Annotated in this window: 18 protein-coding genes; 8 read left to right on the top strand and 10 right to left on the bottom strand. The window is 72.4% G+C overall.

Annotation, left to right across the window (positions count from 1 at the left end):
* The first annotated feature begins 1 nt into the window (after position 1).
* Both HS048_RS23495 and HS048_RS23500 read left to right on the top strand, forming a co-directional pair.
* A complete protein-coding gene (locus HS048_RS23495; protein ID WP_307832605.1) occupies positions 2 to 1,435 on the top strand; it encodes an ATP-binding cassette domain-containing protein in 1,434 nt (477 codons plus the stop codon).
* Complete coding sequence (locus HS048_RS23500) at positions 1,425 to 3,884, top strand: methyltransferase (protein ID WP_196468695.1); 2,460 nt, start codon at positions 1,425 to 1,427, stop codon at positions 3,882 to 3,884. The genes HS048_RS23495 and HS048_RS23500 overlap by 11 nt, the downstream gene beginning before the upstream one ends.
* Positions 3,885 to 3,935: 51 nt before the next feature.
* Here HS048_RS23500 and HS048_RS23505 read toward each other — a convergent pair whose 3' ends face one another.
* The 5 genes from HS048_RS23505 to HS048_RS38955 form a co-directional block, all read right to left on the bottom strand.
* Positions 3,936 to 4,865 carry an NAD(P)/FAD-dependent oxidoreductase gene (locus HS048_RS23505; protein ID WP_196468696.1) on the bottom strand — a complete coding sequence of 310 codons (930 nt, stop codon included), beginning with the start codon at positions 4,863 to 4,865 and terminating at the stop codon, positions 3,936 to 3,938.
* A complete protein-coding gene (locus HS048_RS23510; protein WP_307832606.1) occupies positions 4,858 to 5,577 on the bottom strand; it encodes a class I SAM-dependent methyltransferase in 720 nt (239 codons plus the stop codon). Before HS048_RS23510 ends, HS048_RS23505 begins: the two co-directional genes overlap by 8 nt.
* A gap of 107 nt (positions 5,578 to 5,684) precedes the next feature.
* Positions 5,685 to 6,035 (bottom strand): Fur family transcriptional regulator, encoded by a 351-nt coding sequence (locus tag HS048_RS23515; RefSeq protein ID WP_230881855.1) that lies wholly within the window; start codon positions 6,033 to 6,035, stop codon positions 5,685 to 5,687.
* A gap of 81 nt (positions 6,036 to 6,116) precedes the next feature.
* Positions 6,117 to 6,344 carry a 30S ribosomal protein S18 gene (rpsR, locus tag HS048_RS23520; RefSeq protein ID WP_196468698.1) on the bottom strand — a complete coding sequence of 76 codons (228 nt, stop codon included), beginning with the start codon at positions 6,342 to 6,344 and terminating at the stop codon, positions 6,117 to 6,119.
* Positions 6,341 to 7,075, bottom strand: coding sequence for a GTP-binding protein (locus tag HS048_RS38955; RefSeq protein WP_307832607.1), 735 nt, complete (start codon positions 7,073 to 7,075; stop codon positions 6,341 to 6,343). Before HS048_RS38955 ends, rpsR begins: the two co-directional genes overlap by 4 nt.
* 122 nt (positions 7,076 to 7,197) lie before the next feature.
* On the opposite strand from HS048_RS38955, the gene rpmG reads away from it, so the two are divergent.
* The 6 genes from rpmG (at position 7,198) to HS048_RS23555 (ending at position 8,820) form a co-directional block, all read left to right on the top strand.
* Positions 7,198 to 7,362, top strand: coding sequence for a 50S ribosomal protein L33 (gene rpmG / locus HS048_RS23530; protein ID WP_196468700.1), 165 nt, complete (start codon positions 7,198 to 7,200; stop codon positions 7,360 to 7,362).
* Between the two features lie 4 nt (positions 7,363 to 7,366).
* Positions 7,367 to 7,612, top strand: a complete 246-nt coding sequence (locus HS048_RS23535; RefSeq protein ID WP_196468701.1) for a type B 50S ribosomal protein L31 — start codon at positions 7,367 to 7,369, stop codon at positions 7,610 to 7,612.
* Positions 7,612 to 7,848: a 50S ribosomal protein L28 gene (gene rpmB / locus HS048_RS23540; protein WP_196468702.1), complete on the top strand. Its 237-nt coding sequence runs from the start codon at positions 7,612 to 7,614 to the stop codon at positions 7,846 to 7,848. Before HS048_RS23535 ends, rpmB begins: the two co-directional genes overlap by 1 nt.
* Positions 7,848 to 8,147, top strand: a complete 300-nt coding sequence (rpsN, locus tag HS048_RS23545) for a 30S ribosomal protein S14 (protein WP_068904649.1) — start codon at positions 7,848 to 7,850, stop codon at positions 8,145 to 8,147. The genes rpmB and rpsN overlap by 1 nt, the downstream gene beginning before the upstream one ends.
* A 1-nt stretch (position 8,148) precedes the next feature.
* Positions 8,149 to 8,313, top strand: coding sequence for a 50S ribosomal protein L32 (rpmF, locus tag HS048_RS23550; protein ID WP_068899466.1), 165 nt, complete (start codon positions 8,149 to 8,151; stop codon positions 8,311 to 8,313).
* 90 nt (positions 8,314 to 8,403) lie between these two features.
* On the top strand, positions 8,404 to 8,820 hold the full coding sequence (locus HS048_RS23555; protein WP_196468703.1) for a trans-aconitate 2-methyltransferase: 417 nt from the start codon (positions 8,404 to 8,406) through the stop codon (positions 8,818 to 8,820).
* A gap of 42 nt (positions 8,821 to 8,862) precedes the next feature.
* Here HS048_RS23555 and HS048_RS23560 read toward each other — a convergent pair whose 3' ends face one another.
* Genes HS048_RS23560 through HS048_RS23580 form a run of 5 tightly spaced genes read right to left on the bottom strand, consistent with a single transcriptional unit; the run spans position 8,863 to position 15,179 of the window.
* Positions 8,863 to 10,311, bottom strand: a complete 1,449-nt coding sequence (locus HS048_RS23560) for an ABC transporter ATP-binding protein (protein WP_196468704.1) — start codon at positions 10,309 to 10,311, stop codon at positions 8,863 to 8,865.
* Positions 10,308 to 11,045: an energy-coupling factor transporter transmembrane protein EcfT gene (locus HS048_RS23565; RefSeq protein WP_196468705.1), complete on the bottom strand. Its 738-nt coding sequence runs from the start codon at positions 11,043 to 11,045 to the stop codon at positions 10,308 to 10,310. Before HS048_RS23565 ends, HS048_RS23560 begins: the two co-directional genes overlap by 4 nt.
* On the bottom strand, positions 11,042 to 11,659 hold the full coding sequence (locus HS048_RS23570; RefSeq protein WP_196468706.1) for an MptD family putative ECF transporter S component: 618 nt from the start codon (positions 11,657 to 11,659) through the stop codon (positions 11,042 to 11,044). The genes HS048_RS23565 and HS048_RS23570 overlap by 4 nt, the downstream gene beginning before the upstream one ends.
* A complete protein-coding gene (locus HS048_RS23575; protein WP_084008616.1) occupies positions 11,656 to 13,413 on the bottom strand; it encodes an ABC transporter ATP-binding protein in 1,758 nt (585 codons plus the stop codon). The genes HS048_RS23570 and HS048_RS23575 overlap by 4 nt, the downstream gene beginning before the upstream one ends.
* On the bottom strand, positions 13,413 to 15,179 hold the full coding sequence (locus tag HS048_RS23580) for an ABC transporter ATP-binding protein (protein ID WP_196468707.1): 1,767 nt from the start codon (positions 15,177 to 15,179) through the stop codon (positions 13,413 to 13,415). Before HS048_RS23580 ends, HS048_RS23575 begins: the two co-directional genes overlap by 1 nt.
* Between the last annotated feature and the right edge of the window lie 155 nt (positions 15,180 to 15,334).

Below are 15,334 nucleotides of genomic sequence, written 5' to 3' on the forward strand. Positions count from 1 at the left end.
CGTGAACGGACGGGCCGTGGACGGGCTCACGGTGAGCGGGCTGACCGTCACCGGCCCGGACGGGACCCCCGTGGTCCGGGATCTCGACCTGAGCGCCGCGCGCGGCGAGGTGCTCGCCCTGACGGGTCCCTCCGGCGCGGGCAAGACGACGGTTCTGCGCGCCGTCCTGGGAGAGCTCCCGCCCGGTCTGACCCGGGTCGCGGGCCGCATCGAATGGGACCGCGCGCGCCTGCACGCCACCCGGCGCTGGCGGCGCCGGCACGTCGGCTACCTCGGCCAGGACCCCTCCTCCGCCCTGCATCCGCTGCTGACCGCGCGGGCCGCGGTACTCGAACCCCTGCGGGCACTCGGGTGGCCCCGCCCGGCACGACTGGCGCGTGCCGAGCGGATGCTCACCGAGGCCGGGCTGGATCCGGCGGAGTTCGCCGACCGGCTGCCGCACCAGCTCTCCGGCGGGCAGGCGCAACGGGTCGCCCTGGCCAGAGCACTCGCCGCAGACCCCGACCTGCTCGTCCTCGACGAGCCCACCAGCGCGCTCGACCCGGCGGCGCTGGAGACCGCCGTCACCCTGATACGCCGCCGCCGGGCGGAAGGCCGTTCGGTGACGCTGATCGTCTCGCACGACGACTCCGTGGTGACCGGGCTGGCCGACCGGGTCGTACGGCTGGGCGCGCTCCCCGCGTTCCCCGCGCCGACGTCCCCGGTGACCGCTGGCGGCGCGTGCGGAACGCGGCCAGCCGATGCGGTGCTCGCGGTGGGCGGCCTGAGCCTCGACCGGCCGGACGGCGCCCCCCTGCTCAGCGGAGTCCAGGTGACGATCGCACCCGGCGAATTCGTCGCCGTCCTCGGCCCCTCCGGGTGCGGCAAGAGCACGCTCCTGCGCGCTCTGGCCGGTCTCCACCCGGTTCGAGCGGGCGGCGCCACGCTGCTGGGCGAACCGCTGCCCTGGCCCGTGCGGGACAGAAGCGTCCGCGCCCTGCGCGCGCTGGCCCTGGTCGGGCAGGACCCGCTGGCCGCGCTCAACCCGGCGCGCCCGGTCTCGGCCGCGCTGCGGCGTCCCCTGCGCCTGCTGCGGGGACTCGGCCGCGCGGCGGCCACCACCGAGGCGGACCGCCTGCTCGCCGCCGTGGGCCTGCCCGCGGACACGGCGCACCGCTACCCCGCGGCCCTGTCCGGCGGGCAGCGGCAACGGGTCGCCCTGGCCAGAGCGCTGGCGGCCGACCCGGCAGTGCTGCTGGCCGACGAGATCACCGCCGCCCTCGACACCGGGACCGCCGAGCGGGTCCTCGACCTGCTCGACAGGCTGCGCCGTGACACGGCACTGGCCGTCCTGGCGGTCACCCACGACAAGACGGTGGCCGCCCGAGCCGACCGCGTCCTGCGGATCGACCACTCCATGATCAATGAGCGGAGGAAGACCACCGATGTCCGGTGAACAGATCGAGCAGACGCTGCTCGCCCACCCGTGGATCGCCCGCGTGGACCGCGACGGCACCGTCGTCACAGCATCCCCGCAGGCGCTGACCGTTCGGCGCGGACCGGCGGGACCGCCCGTCCTGGGCGAGCTCGTGACCGAACACCTGGAGCACTGGGGCGAGGTCTACGACTGGACCTACCGTTCCGGCCAGGGCGCGCAGGACCCCCTGCTCGACCTGTCCGGCTGGCGGGCGACCGACACCGGCGATCCGCTGCCCGCCGAGCACATGGCCGAATGGGTGGACCGCACGGTGGAACTCGTCCTGCGCACCCGGCCGCGCAATCTGCTGGAGCTGGGCTGCGGCACCGGTCTGCTGCTGCACCGCCTGCACCCGCACCTCGACGGCTACGTCGGGACCGACATCGCCGAGCACGTGGTCGAGCGGTTGTCCGGGCTCGGCCTGCCGAACGTGCGCGTGGTGCGGGCCGCCGCCCACGAGACGAGCGGCGCGGTCGTGCGCGAGGCTCTCGGTGAGCGGCCGGACTGCGTGCTGCTCAACTCGGTGACCCAGTGCTTCCCGAGCGTGGAGTACCTGGCGGCCGTACTGCACGACGCGATCCGGCTCGTCACGCCGGGAGGGACGGTGATCGTCGGGGACATCCGCCACTCCGGGCTGCTCGGCGCCCACTGCCGACGGCTGGAGCAGGCGGCCGACCCCGGCGTCACCGAACCGGAGCTGACCCTGCGGGCGGAGCGGCGCGCGGCATCCGACACCGAGCTGCTGCTGGACCCCGCCACCCTGGCCGCCGTCGCGGCGAGTTCGGGCAGACGGATCACGGTGAGCCTGCTCGCCAAGACCCTGACCTCCGACAGCGAGCTGACCCGCTACCGGTTCGACGCCGTGCTGCACGTCGAGCCCGCGGACGTGCCCGAGTCCGCCGTGCACGAGTGGGACGCCCTCGGCGCCGACCCGCTCGCCGGACTCACCGGTCTGCTGAGCGGCCCCGTCCGCGTGCGCGGCATCCCCAACCGGCTGCTGACCGGGCCCGAGGTCCGGCACGCGGCCACCGGAGCCGAACTCCGTGCCGCACTCGTCGGCCACGACGCCGCGGTCCTGATCGACCCCGATGACCCGGCCCTGCTCCAGGTCGCCGCGCCCGCCGCGGCGGGCGCGACCCCGCTCGACGCCCTGGCCGGCGTGAGCCGCCCGCACGAGCCGCTCGGCGCGTTCGCCAGGACCCGCCTGGTGGAGGTGGCCCGCCGTACCCTGCGCAAGGCGGGACTGCCGGTACCCGCCGAGATGACCGCGCTGCTGCCGAACGGGCCCGGCCACGACGCCGTCGCCCTCGCCCGGGACTCCGCGGCCGCCGACCGGGCCGGCCTGCTCGCCCTCGGCGGCGCGGGCGCCCTGGACGGGATCCCCGCCGCGGTCGCCCGGTTCGACGAGGTCGCGCTGCACGCGCTGGGCCGGCTGATGGCCGGGGAGTTCGACGGCCGGCACACCGCCGAACAGGTCGCAGCCGGGCTGGGTACGGCACCCCGGCACGCGTGGATCGTGCGCAGGTGGTTGCACGTCCTGCACGCCGAAGGGCGTGCCGAACGCGATGCGGACGGGCGCTACCGGTTCCCGCCGGTCGCCGACCGCCCCGAACTGGAACCGTCCGGCCCGCTCCTGGCGCAGGCCTGCGCCGCACTGGGCTACCCGGCTCAGATGACGGCGTTCTTCCGCGAGGCGCTCACCCTGCTGCCGGAGCTGCTGCGCGACGAGATCCCGGCCCAGGCGCTGCTCTTCCCCGACGGCGACCTGCTCACCTCGCTGAGCAAGGATCAGAACAACGTCAGCAACACCTACCTGAACGCCGCTTTCGGATCCGTGCTGCGGCAGGCCGCCCGGACCCGTGCGGTACCGCTGCGCGTGGTCGAGCTGGGCGCGGGGGCCGGGGGCAGCACCGCCGCCGCTCTGCACGGGCTGGCCGGGGAGGAGGCGGACTACCTGTTCACCGACGTGTCCCGGTTCTTCACCATGGCCGCCGAGGACCGCTTCGGTGACCGGCTCCGCTACGGGCTCCTGGACGTCGACGCCGATCTGGTGCAGCAGGGCGCCCCGGGCGGCGGCGCGGACGTGGTGCTCGCCGCGAACGTCCTGCACTGCGCCCGCAACGTCGGGCAGTCGCTGCGGTGGATCCGGGAACTGCTGGCGCCCGGCGGGCTGCTGATCGCGACCGAGGCGGTACGGGAGCACTACCTGGTGCTGGCGACCATGCAGTTCCTGCTCTCGCCCCGGGACGGGACACCGGATCTCGGCAGCGGCGACAGGCGCGGCGGCACCGGCCGGGTCTTCCTCACCGGCCGGGAACTGCCCGCCGAACTGGCGGAGGCGGGGTTCCGCGTGCTGCTCGAACTGCCGGGCGCGCAGTCGCCGCTGGCGGCGCCGGCGCAGCATCTGTTCGTGGCCACCGGCATCTGAGTCCGCCCGGTGGGAGGGAGGCACGTTGCCGGGCCTCCCTCCCACCGGCGCTCAGCTCGCGGTGAGATCGACCGGAAGCCCGGCCCGGAACAGCTCCTGCTCCAGCCAGACCGCCGCGCGCACCCCGTCGGCCGCGCTCGGGCCCACCAGGGTCACCGGCTCCGGCACGGCTTCGAGATGGGCGAGGTCACCGGCCGCGTAGACGCCCGCGACGGTGGTCCGGCCGTACTCGTTGACCTTGACGCATCCGTCGGGCAGCAGCTCGCACCCGAGCTGGACGGCCAGGTCGTTGTTCGGCCGGGTGGGTGCGCGGTGGTAAACCGCCTGCCGCTCCAGGGCCGTGCCGTCGGCGAACCGGATCGTCAACCCGTCCGGTTCCCCCTCGATCGCGGCCACGGGAGTCTCGATCACCGGGATGCTCCTGGCCTTGAGCACCGCGGCCACCGGCTCGGGCAGGGCGCTGGGTCCGTGCGTGCACAGGACGACGTCGGTGCTGTACCGGTCGGCCACGTAGGCGGCGAGCATCGCGTCGAACCCGTTGCCGATGACCGCCAGAACTTTGCCGTTGGTCTCGTAGCCGTGGCAGAACGGGCAGTGGAAGACGCTCGCGCCCCACCGCTCCGCCAGCCCCGGGATGTCGAGCGGCACGTCCACCTGGCCGCTCGCCAGCATGAGCCGGGCCGCCTGCGCGCTCCTGCCGTCCTCCAATGCGACCGTGAAGGCGCCGGCCTGCCCGCCCGCCGTACTGGCGCGCCCCTGCCAGAGCTCCACCGTCGGATAGGCGGACAGTTCGGCGCGGCCGTCCGCCAGCAGCCGGGCCGGCGAGCCGCCGTCGCGTCCCAGGTACATGTGCATCTCCGCGGCCGGCGCGTTGCGCGGACGGCCGGCGTCGATCACCAGGACCCTGCGGCGCTGCCGTCCGAGCACAAGGGCGGCGCTCAACCCGGCGGGGCCGCCGCCTGCCACGATCACCTCATACATGCGCGTCCTCCTCGATCATGTACATTCCGAGGTCCTCCGGTCCGGTAGGGGTCAGGGCCAGGCCGTGCTCGGCGAGCTCCTCGCGCAGCGCCCGCTCTCCGAGCACCCGCCAGGCGTAGGCCGTCGTGATCTCGCGGATGAGCCGCTCCCCTTCGTAGACCCGGTAGGCCATGTGCCAGGTGACGCTGCCAGGGCCCGCGGGCTCGGCCCTGCCCCACCCCTCATAGCGGTGCCGGCCCAGCCGCAGGTCGGCGAAGCGGGCCATCGGCACCTCGACCGGCTCGGCGGGAGGCTGCAGGTTCAGCACCGCGCGGCCGCCGGGCGCCAGGAGGTCCCACAGCCGGTGCCGTTCTTCGGGGGTGAGGTGGCCGATGACGTTCATCGCGATCACTCCGCCCACCCTGGGCGGAAGCGCGGCCTGAAGCAGGCCTTCGGGCAGCACGGTCACCCGGTCGCGGAGCGCGGGGCGTTCGGACATGCGGGCCGTGAGCACCGACCGGAGTGCGAGGGAGGGTTCGATGGCGATGATCTCGGCGTCCGGCAGTGCTTCGGCGATCACCAGGGTGCCCAGTCCGCCGCCCGCGCCGAGGTCGACCACCGGGCCGGGTTCGAAAGCCTGCAGCGCCTTCGCCAACGGGGGGCCTAGGGCCTCCCAGTGCGGGGCCATCATGACGTCGACGAACTCGGCCGACCGTTCGTATGGATCAGTCACTCGCACCGTCCTACTGGAATCGATAATGGTTTCTATTTTCAATTGGCGGTGGGCACAGCGTCAAGGGAGGTCCAGGGCGGGCGCCGCCGCGCCGGGCGGCCGGCGGCTCACCTCCCCAGGCAGCCCGCACAGGTCCCGTGGATCTCCTCGATCCGGAAACCGTGCGCGAGGGCGGACTGCAGAGCGGACGCCGCGATCTCGGTGACCGCTCCGCAGGCGCGGCACACCACGTGGCAGTGCTCGCCCTCGTCGCAGATCCGGTAGGCGGTCTCGCCGTTGCGCTCGAAGGCGTGCACGAGGTCGGCGCGGACCAGGGCGGCGAGCGTACGGTAGACGGTCGTCAAGCCGACGCGGTCACCGCGGGAGCGCAGGTGGGCGTGGATCTCTCCGGCACTCCTGGGCTCCCGCTGCGTGCGCAGGCAGCGCAGAACCAGCAGCCGGCTGCTGGTTGCGGTCATTCCCCGCGATCGGAGGTCGCGGGCGTCGCGGTGGTCCATCGATCATCCCTGTGCGGGCTGCGCCGGAGGTGAGGGGTGGTGTCAGCCGCGGGGGCGGGAGGCGTAGGGCAACAGGGCCATCTCCCGGGCGTTCTTGATCGCCCAGGCGAGCCGCCGCTGCTGCTGGACGGTGACGCCGGTGACCCGGCGGCTGCGGATCTTGCCGCGGTCGGAGATGAACCTGCGCAGCAGGTCGGTGTCCTTGTAGTCGACGTGGTCCACTCCGTGCAGCGGGTTGATCTTCTTGCGGGGGGTACGGCGGGGCTTCATGCGATCTCCCGGAGAGCGAGGAAGGGGTCGAAGGGGTCGGGGTAGGCGGCCCAGGCCGCGGGTCCTGCCTGCTGTTCCGCTTCGGTGAGCAGGCAGGAGTCGAGCAGCGCGGTGATGCGGCCGGGGTCGAGGTCGGGGCCGGTGAAGACCAGGTGCTGCACGCGGTCACCGGTGATCTCGTTCCACTCCAGAGCGGCGGCCGTACGGCGGGCCGGGGAGACCATCTCCCAGGCCGCTCCGGGGAGGGCGGCCAGCCACGGGCCGGCGTCCTCCACCGAGACGATGCCGGCGACCGCGTCCCAGGCCAGCAGGCGCTCGTGCCGGGTGGCCAGCCAGAACCGGCCGCGCGAGCGGACCGAGGTGGTGACCAGCTCGTCGACGGCGTCGAACAGGCGCGCCGGATGCAGCGGGCGCAGCCGGTGCCAGACCACCGTGGTGATCTCCTCGGTGCGGGCGTCGACGGGCAGCCGCGCGGTCGCCGGGTCGACGCGCTCGGCCAGCTCGGCGGTGCACACCGCGCCGCCGCGGACCTCGGGCGGCTCGGCGGCCCGGTGGACCGGAGTGAGCGGGGCCAGGTGCGCGAGCACGGCGCGGGACAGCTCGTCGTCCTCGGCGTCGCCGCCGTGCAGCACCAGGCCGGTGGCGTACTCGATCTGCCGGGCCAGCACCTCGACGGCGGCGGTGCGGGCGGTGGCGTGCAGGCCCGCGATGAGGACGACAGGGGTGGACACGGGACTTCTCCTTTGCGGGCGCGGGCGCGGTGACGCTCCCGGCGCCGCGACCGGACATCGATTGACGAAATGAAAACCGTTCCCATTATCATTACACGGGTCGGCCACACGGAAGGAACCCCATGGCCCGAAACGACCTCCGCCCCGCGATCAAACTCAAATCGACCGCGGGCACCGGCCACACCTACGTCACCCGCAAGAACCGGCGCAACCACCCCGACCGGCTCACCCTGCGCAAATACGACCCCACCATCCGCCAGCACGTGCTCTTCCGAGAGGAGCGATGACCCCGTGAAGAAGGGCATCCACCCCGACTACCATCCCGTCGTCTTCCGCGACCCGAGCGCGGACTTCGCGTTCCTCACCCGCTCCACCATCACCAGCACCAAGACGATCACCTGGGAGGACGGCAACACCTACCCGCTCGTCGACGTCGACGTCTCCTCGGCCAGCCACCCCTTCTACACCGGCCGCACCCGCGTGCTCGACACCGCCGGCCGCCTCCAGCGCTTCAACCAGCGCTACGGGAGGACCTGATGTCCGCCCACTGCCAGCTCACCGGGACCGCACCGGTCTCCGGCAACCGCGTCTCCCACTCCCACCGGCGCACCCGCCGCCGCTGGAACCCCAACATCCACAACCGCCGCTACTGGCTGCCCAGCGAGGGCCGGTCCGTGCGGCTCACACTCAGCGCCAGAGCGATCAAGACCGTCGATGCGATCGGCATCGAGGCCGCCGTGGCCCGCATCCGCGCCCGGGGAGGAAAGGTCTGATGGCCAAGAAGAGCAAGATCGCCGCCAACGAGCGCCGCAAGGCCGTCGTGGCCCGCCACGCCGAGCGCCGCGCCGCGCTCAAGGAGATCATCCGCACCGGCACCGCCGAGGAGCGGGAGCGGGCCGTGCGGGCGCTGGCCCGCCAGCCCCGCGACGCCTCGGCCACCCGCATCCGCAACCGCGACTCCGTCGACGGCCGCCCCCGCGGCCACCTGAGCAAGTTCGGCCTGTCGCGCATCCGCTTCCGCGAGATGGCCCACCGCGGCGAGCTGCCCGGCATCACGAAGGCGAGCTGGTGACGTGGCCGTCCCCAAGCGCAGGACCTCGCGCAGCAACACCCGCCACCGCCGCTCCCGGTGGAAGGCCACGGCTCCCGACCTGGTCCCGATCATCGCAGGCGGCCGGGAGGTCCTGGTGCCCCGCCGCCTGGTCCGCGCCTACCGGCGCGGCCTGATCACCCCCTGATGAGACCCGCCTAGATCCGGTGACGGACCCGGAAGCCCGGGCGCCGGGGCGACACGGACATCCAGACGACACGGACACGGAAGGCATCCCATGACATCCGACCCGGTCAGCGCGCCGCCCCTGGAAGCAGAACTCGCCCGGGCATGGCTGCGGCGGTGGGACGCCCGGCAGGAACGGTACGTCGCCGACCGGGAGGGACGGTTCACCGTGATCGGTGACGTGCTCGTCCACGCCCTTGCCGGATGCGCCCGGCCATTCGTACTGGACCTGGGCTGCGGCCCGGGCTCACTGTCGGTGCGGGTGGCCGGGCGGCTGCCGTCGGCGCAGGTCGTCGGGGTCGACAGCGATCCGCTGCTCCTGGCCCTGGCCCGCGGCGCCTGCCCGAGGGCCGTGCGGTTCGTCGAGGCGGACCTGCGTCTGCCGGGCTGGTCGGCCCTGCTCGTCCGCGGGTATCGCCGAGCCGCACGGATGCTTCGGAGAACATGCGTCTCAAGCCCTGTGCGATGAGTTCTGACGCGGTACACGGCGGTCTGCCGAGCACGAGGTCCCTCACTTTCCGCCGAGGAGCCGCAGCCTGAGTTCCCGATCGGCGGCGAGTTCGAGGAGTTCGTCATCGTGGCTGATGAGCAGCACGACGAGACCCTCGGCGGCGAGGTCGCGCATGACCCGGGTGATGGAGTAAAGGTGACGGCGATCGACGCCGGAGCTGGGCTCGTCGAACACGACGATCCGGCGGGCACTGAGCCGGGCCGCGGCGACGACGAGGCGTTGCTGCTGCCCGCCGGACAGGGACAGCGGGTGACGGTCGCTGAAGGGCTCGAGGCCGAGGTCGTGCAGGAGGGCCCGGGAACGCTCGCCGAGGGCGGTGCCGCGGGATGCGTCCAGTTGGAGCTCGGCCTCGACGCTGTCGGTGAACAGCTGCCGTTGCACGTCCTGCATGACGACGGCGCTGGAGCGCTGCCGCTGTGCGCGGCTGAGCCGGCGGCCGTCGAGGAGCACCTCGCCGTCGTGCCGTTGCAGGCCGGTGAGAATGCGGGCGAGGGTGCTCTTGCCTGCACCGTTCGGGCCGGTGATCGCGGTGATCGCCCCGGCGGGCAGGCACGCCTCCTCGACGTCGAGCACGCGGCGGCCGTGGAAGGCGCAGCGGACACCGCGCAGGGTCACACCGGCCCTGGAGCCCGTGGGAGCTTTCGCCGGACGGACGTCACCATCGATGCTGGGCCCCTGCGCGTGAATCCGGGCAGTGGCCGGACGGGAGACCGGGCTGAGGCCGCGCAGCCCCTCGGCGCGCAGGGTGTCGTCGTTCAGGGCGGCGAACTCCTCCCCTGTCCATTCAGCGCCGACCCGGCCCTCACGCAGATAGATGACGCGGTCGGCGAGACCGCGCAGGAAATGCAGGCGGTGCTCAGCGACGACGATGGTCGCGCCACCGGCCCGCAGCCGGGCGAGCGCGGCGGTGAAGCGTTCGACGGCGGCGACGGAGAGGTTGGAGGTGGGCTCGTCGAACAGCAGCAAGGGCGGGCGGTGGGCAGCGGCGGCCGCGCAGGCGACCTGCTGTTGCTGGCCGCCGGACAGCTCGTGCAGCCGCCGGTCGGTGAGGCCTCCCAGTCCGTGCTCGTCGATGACGGCGGTGACGCGTTCCCGGATGTGCTCGGCGGGTTCACCGAAGTTCTCCAGTGCGAAGGCGAGCTCGGTCTCGATCCTGTCGGTGAAGAACTGACGGCGCGGATGCTGCAGTACGGTGCCGGTGCAGCGGCCGAGCCGATCGAGGGGCAGGTCTGCGACAGGTTGCCCGTCGAGGTGGACGGAGCCGTCGAGCCGACCCTCGTGGAAGTGTGGGATGAGCCCGTTCATGAGCCTGAGCGCGGTGCTCTTGCCGGATCCGCTGGGTCCGCACAGCACGACCGTTTCCCCGGGCCGCACGTGCAGCGACAGATCGTCCAGAGTCGGGGCGTCCGCGCCGGCGTAGGTCCAGCGCACGCCCTCGATCCGGATCACCACAGCACCGTGGCCGCGCCCAGGACCACCGCGACGAGCGCGGCTGCGAGGTCGGCGGGGCCGAAACGGGGCGGGCGCATGGCGGTAGGGCGCGTCACCGAGCCGAGCCCGCGCAGCAGGGCCGCCGCCGAGAGGTCCTCGGCGGCACGCAGGCTTGAGGCGATGAGCGGAACCGTGAAGCGCTCGATGCTCAGCACCGGGTGGCGGAGCATGCCGCCCCACCCTCCTATCCCGCGCAGCCGCATGGCGTCGTACACGGCGCGGGCCTCGGTGGTGATCGTGGGCAGGAATCTGAGCATGACGGCCGCGGAGACGGTGACGGCGCGGGGGAAGCGGGCGGCGCGCAGGGCGGCGGTGAGCTCGGTGGGCGAGGTGGTGGACACCAGGTGCAGGGCGACGCCGCCGACGGCGACGAAGCGGACCGTGTAGGCCGCCATGGTGGTGACGACGCCGACGGCGGGATGCGGCACGGCCGCCGGCAGCAGGTAGGCGACGGCCGCGATGCCGGCGGCACCGACCGGCAGCGCGACGGCTCGCACCCAGGCGCCTTCGCTGAGTGCGAGCAGCACTCCGAGGACGAGCGCCGCGGGGATGAACGACGCACCGTCCGGCGCCATGACGACCAGGCTCGTCGCGAGCACGAGCAGTACCTTCGTGCGCGGGTCCAGCCGGAGCAGTGGGAGGGCTCGGGCCGTGGTGATCCGCGCCCCGGCCGCCACCGGGGCGGCGCTCACGCCAGCCCTGCCTTCTCGAAGTGCTTGCGCATCAGCCGCAGGCCGAGGAGCCCGCCGAGCAGACCGAAGACGATCGTGGACACGTCGAACGCGACGAGCACCGGCGGAGACAACAGCGCCTGCATCTGGCTGACGTAGTCGGCTCCCATCATCTGCACCGAGGGGCCGGAGAAGTAGGCCTCACGGTCATAGAAGATCGGCATCATCGGCCCGGCGTACCAGGCGGAGTACACGGCATAGGCGAGCACGCTCAGGCGGCGGGAGCGGTACCGGCCCACCCGGACGATCACCTCCGCGACCAGTGCGCACCCGACACTGATCAGGAAGCTGATCAGTGGATGCCCGGTGAGCATGAGGATCCCCGCGGTGATGATCGCGAAGACCGTGACCATGCCCGCGTGGGACACCCGGGTGAGGAACAGCATGAACGGGACCCCTCCCGCCACGATGCTCGCGACGAGGGCGGCGAGCATGACGGCCGGGTTGAGGAAACCGAGCATGTTGATTCCGAAGACGACGACGAGGTAAAGGGCGCCGAAGACGCCGATGTCGATGAGGTCCTTCGGGCTCATGCGCACGTCGAAGCGGCGCCGGGCCGGGGTGAGGGCGGTCACGGGTTTCCTTTCATGGCCAGTTGCCAGCCGCGGGCGCGGACCCGCTCGGTCCAGAAGCGCGCGTACGTGCCCTGCGCGGTGAGCAGGGCGTCGTGGTCGCCCTGTTCGGTGATCCGCCCCCGGTCCAGGACGAGGATGCGGTCGGCGGCGACCACGGTGGACAGCCGGTGGGCGACGACGATGACGGTGCGGTCGCGGGCGAGTTCGGTGATCGCATCGGCGACGGCGGCCTCGTTGGCCGCGTCGAGTGCGGCGGTGGCCTCGTCCAGCAGCACGATGGGGGCGTCCTTGAGCAGGGCGCGCGCGATCGAGACCCGCTGCTTCTCTCCGCCGGACAGGGTGGAGCCCGCCTCGCCGACGCGGGTGTCCCAGCCGTCGGGAAGCCGCTCGACGACCTCGTCGAGCCGGGCGGTGCGGGCCACCCGATCGAGATCGGCCTGACTCGCCCCCGGAGCGGCCATGCGCAGGTTGTCGGCGATCGTGCCCTCGAAGAGGTAGACGTCCTGGAACACCTGCGCCGTCAGCCGTGAGACCCCCGCGCTGCCGAGTTCGCGGACGTCGCGGCCGCCGATGAGGACCGCGCCTTCGTCGACGTCGAAGAACCGTGCGATGATCTTGAGCAGGGTGCTCTTGCCCGCACCAGACGGGCCCACGATGGCGGTGAAGCAGCCGGCCGGAATCGTCGCGTCGACCCCGTCGACGACGGCGGGGCCTCCGTCGTAGCCGAAGCGCACCCCGCGCAGCTCGATGTCGGCGCCGGAGGGTTCGGCGGAGCGAGCCGGTTCGGGCAGCGGCGGAGTCGCGAGCAGCGCCCGCACCCGGCCGATGGCGTCGGCGTTGATCTGTACGAGCCCGGCCAGCTCACCGAGCTGCGAGATCGGATCGAGCATGCGCAGGGTGACGATCAATACGCCGATCATGACCGGGAGGGTCATGGTGCCCTGCAGGGTGAAGGCGACCGCGAGCGCGATGACGGCCGTGACGACCAGTTGCAGGGTGCCGAAGAACGCGATCAGCCCCCAGGCCCCGCGGATCGTCAGGCGCGACTGTGATCCCTGCTGGCGGACCAGGGACTCCTCCAGCGTGCCGAGATCCGGCCGGTCGAGCACGCCGTAGGCGCGCAGCGTCGGTTGCTGCCGGGCGTACTCGACGATGCGGGACGCGGTCGCGCCGATGTCGTACTCGTAGTCGTCGTCGTTGCGGCGCACGATCACCATGAGCAGCCGCAGAGCCAGCGCGCACAGCAGCGCTCCGGCGGTGAAGGCCAGACCGATCCGCCGGTCGAGCAGGAAACTACCGCCGATCATGGTGATCGGCGTGGTCACCCCGACCACCACGTGTCGCAGCAGGTGCGCGGGGATGTTGGCGACGTCCATCGTGCCCTTGCCGAGCATCCGCCCGATCGGTCCGGTCCGGTCGCCGCGGAACCAGCCGATCGGCAGCGTGGCCAGATGATTGCCGATCCGCTCGTGGAAGCCCGTGAGGACGTCCGTTCCGACGAGGTAACCCAGCGACGTGCTCCAGGCCAGCAGCACGTGGTGAGCGGCGACCGCGGCGGCAATCGCCGCCAGCCAGAACCAGAGCCGGCCCCAGTCGACGGGCGGGCTCGTGAGAGTGGCCACGAGCGGGGCCACCAGCAGGAATCCCAGCCCTTGCAGAACACCCTGCGCCGCCTGGGCGAGGAGCATGCTGTGCAGATGCCGACGGCCGCGCTCGTCGAGGAGTTCGGACAGGTATCGGATCATAGTGATCATCAGCGGGTCTCCAGCCTGTCCGCAGCGCCCTCGCGGGCACGCTCGTCGTGCTCCCACAACCGCGCGTAGAGGCCCTGCCGGGCGAGTAGTTCCTCGTGCCGTCCCCGCTCGACCACGCGGCCGGCGTCCAGCACGACGATCCGGTCCGCGCCGCGGATCGTGCTCAGCCGGTGCGCGATCACCAGTACGGTGCGCTCACGCACGACCTCGCTGAGCGCGTCCTGGATGCGTGCCTCGTTCTCCGGATCGGCGCTCGCGGTCGCCTCGTCCAGCACGAGCACCGGCCGGTCGGCGAGGATCGCCCGGGCGATGCACACCCGCTGCCGCTCGCCTCCGGACAGCTCTGCATCCTCGCCCACCACGGAGTCCAGTCCGCGCGGCAGCTCCTCCAGCCGGTCCAGGATCTGCGCCTTGGCCGCCGCCGCGCGGACGGCTTCGTCACCGGCGTCGGGCCGCGCGAGCCGGATGTTGTCCCGGATGCTCATGCGCAGCAGCGCCGGATCCTGGAACACGAAGGCCACATGCCGGTACAGCTCGGCGGGGTCGATGTCGCGCAGATCCACGCCGTACAACTCCACCGAGCCCTGCTGGGGGTCGTCGAACCGGGGCAGCAGCTTGGCCAGGGTGGACTTGCCGGACCCGGACGGACCGACCAGCGCGGTGATCGTGCCCCGTCCGAGGTCGAGGTCGACGCCGTCCAGCACCACCGTCTCGCCGTAGGCGAAGCGGACCCCGCGCATCCGGATCACCGGACCCGGGGTGCCCGTATCGGGCACCACCGGCTCGGCCGGGACGGGCAGCTCCGGAGCGGCGAGCACCTCGTGGATGCCGCGGGCCGTGCTCAGGGCCGTGACCAGCGGGTGCACCGACATCATGACCGTCATCAGACCCGCGGTGATGACCGTTCCGAACACCAGGAACGCGATGAGGCTCGTCACCGGCAGCCGGCCCGCCGCGGTGAGTACACCTCCCGCGGTCGCCGTCACGACCAGCATGCTCGGCGGCGAAAGGAGGATCTCCGCAATGACGGTCGCCGTGCTCGTCGCCCGCGCCCAGTCCAGGAAGAAGTGCGCGAAGCTGCGTGACACCTCCTGGAAGCGGCGGCTCGCGGCCCCGGGAGTCCCGAACGCCTTGACGACGGCGATGCCGTTGACGAACTCGACCGCGGCGCCGCTCAGCCGGGTCAGCCACCGCATGAACTCCGGATACTTCGTCCCCGCGCCGGCCATCGCCCGCTGGTACATGACCAGGCCGGTGACCAGCGGAAGCAGGCTGACCAGCGCCATCCGCCAGTCGATGACCAGGAGGTACACGATCGCCGCGACCGGCGGGACCGCAGCCGCCGTGATCTCCACCACGGAGTGGGCGATGAGCTGGTGGAGCGCCGCGACGTCATCCTCGACGATCTTCTTCACGGTGCCGGAATTGCGGTCGGTGAACCAGCCCAGCGGAAGCCTGCGCAGCTTGCCCAGCAGGTCCCGGCGGATGCCGAACGACACCCGGATGTCGGCCAGATGCGTCAGCACCCCCGTGGCGAAGGTGCCGAACTGCTTGACCGCCAGCGCCACGAGCGCGACGACGACGATCGGCCATACATCCGCATCACCGTGCAGCAGCCGCCGGCTGATCTCCACCGCGGCGATCAGCGGGGCCATCCCGGCGAGCGCGCTGATACCGGTCACGATGCCGCAGGAGATCAGGGTGACACGGGCGGGAGCCAGCACCGAAGGCGCCCGCCGTGCCGGTAACACCGTGGACGTGGACATGTTCCACCCTTCACGACGGAAATCAGAGCAGGTTCGGCAAACCCGCCAAGGTTAATAACGATAATCATTATCATCAAGTACAGGCGGGCCCCGCCTTCGCCTGGAACTCGCCACTCACACTCTTGCGTACTAAGTACGCTCAAGCAAGGGTAACC

The organism is Planomonospora sp. ID91781 (genome assembly GCF_015711595.1).
GTDB classification, from domain to species: domain Bacteria; phylum Actinomycetota; class Actinomycetes; order Streptosporangiales; family Streptosporangiaceae; genus Planomonospora; species Planomonospora parontospora.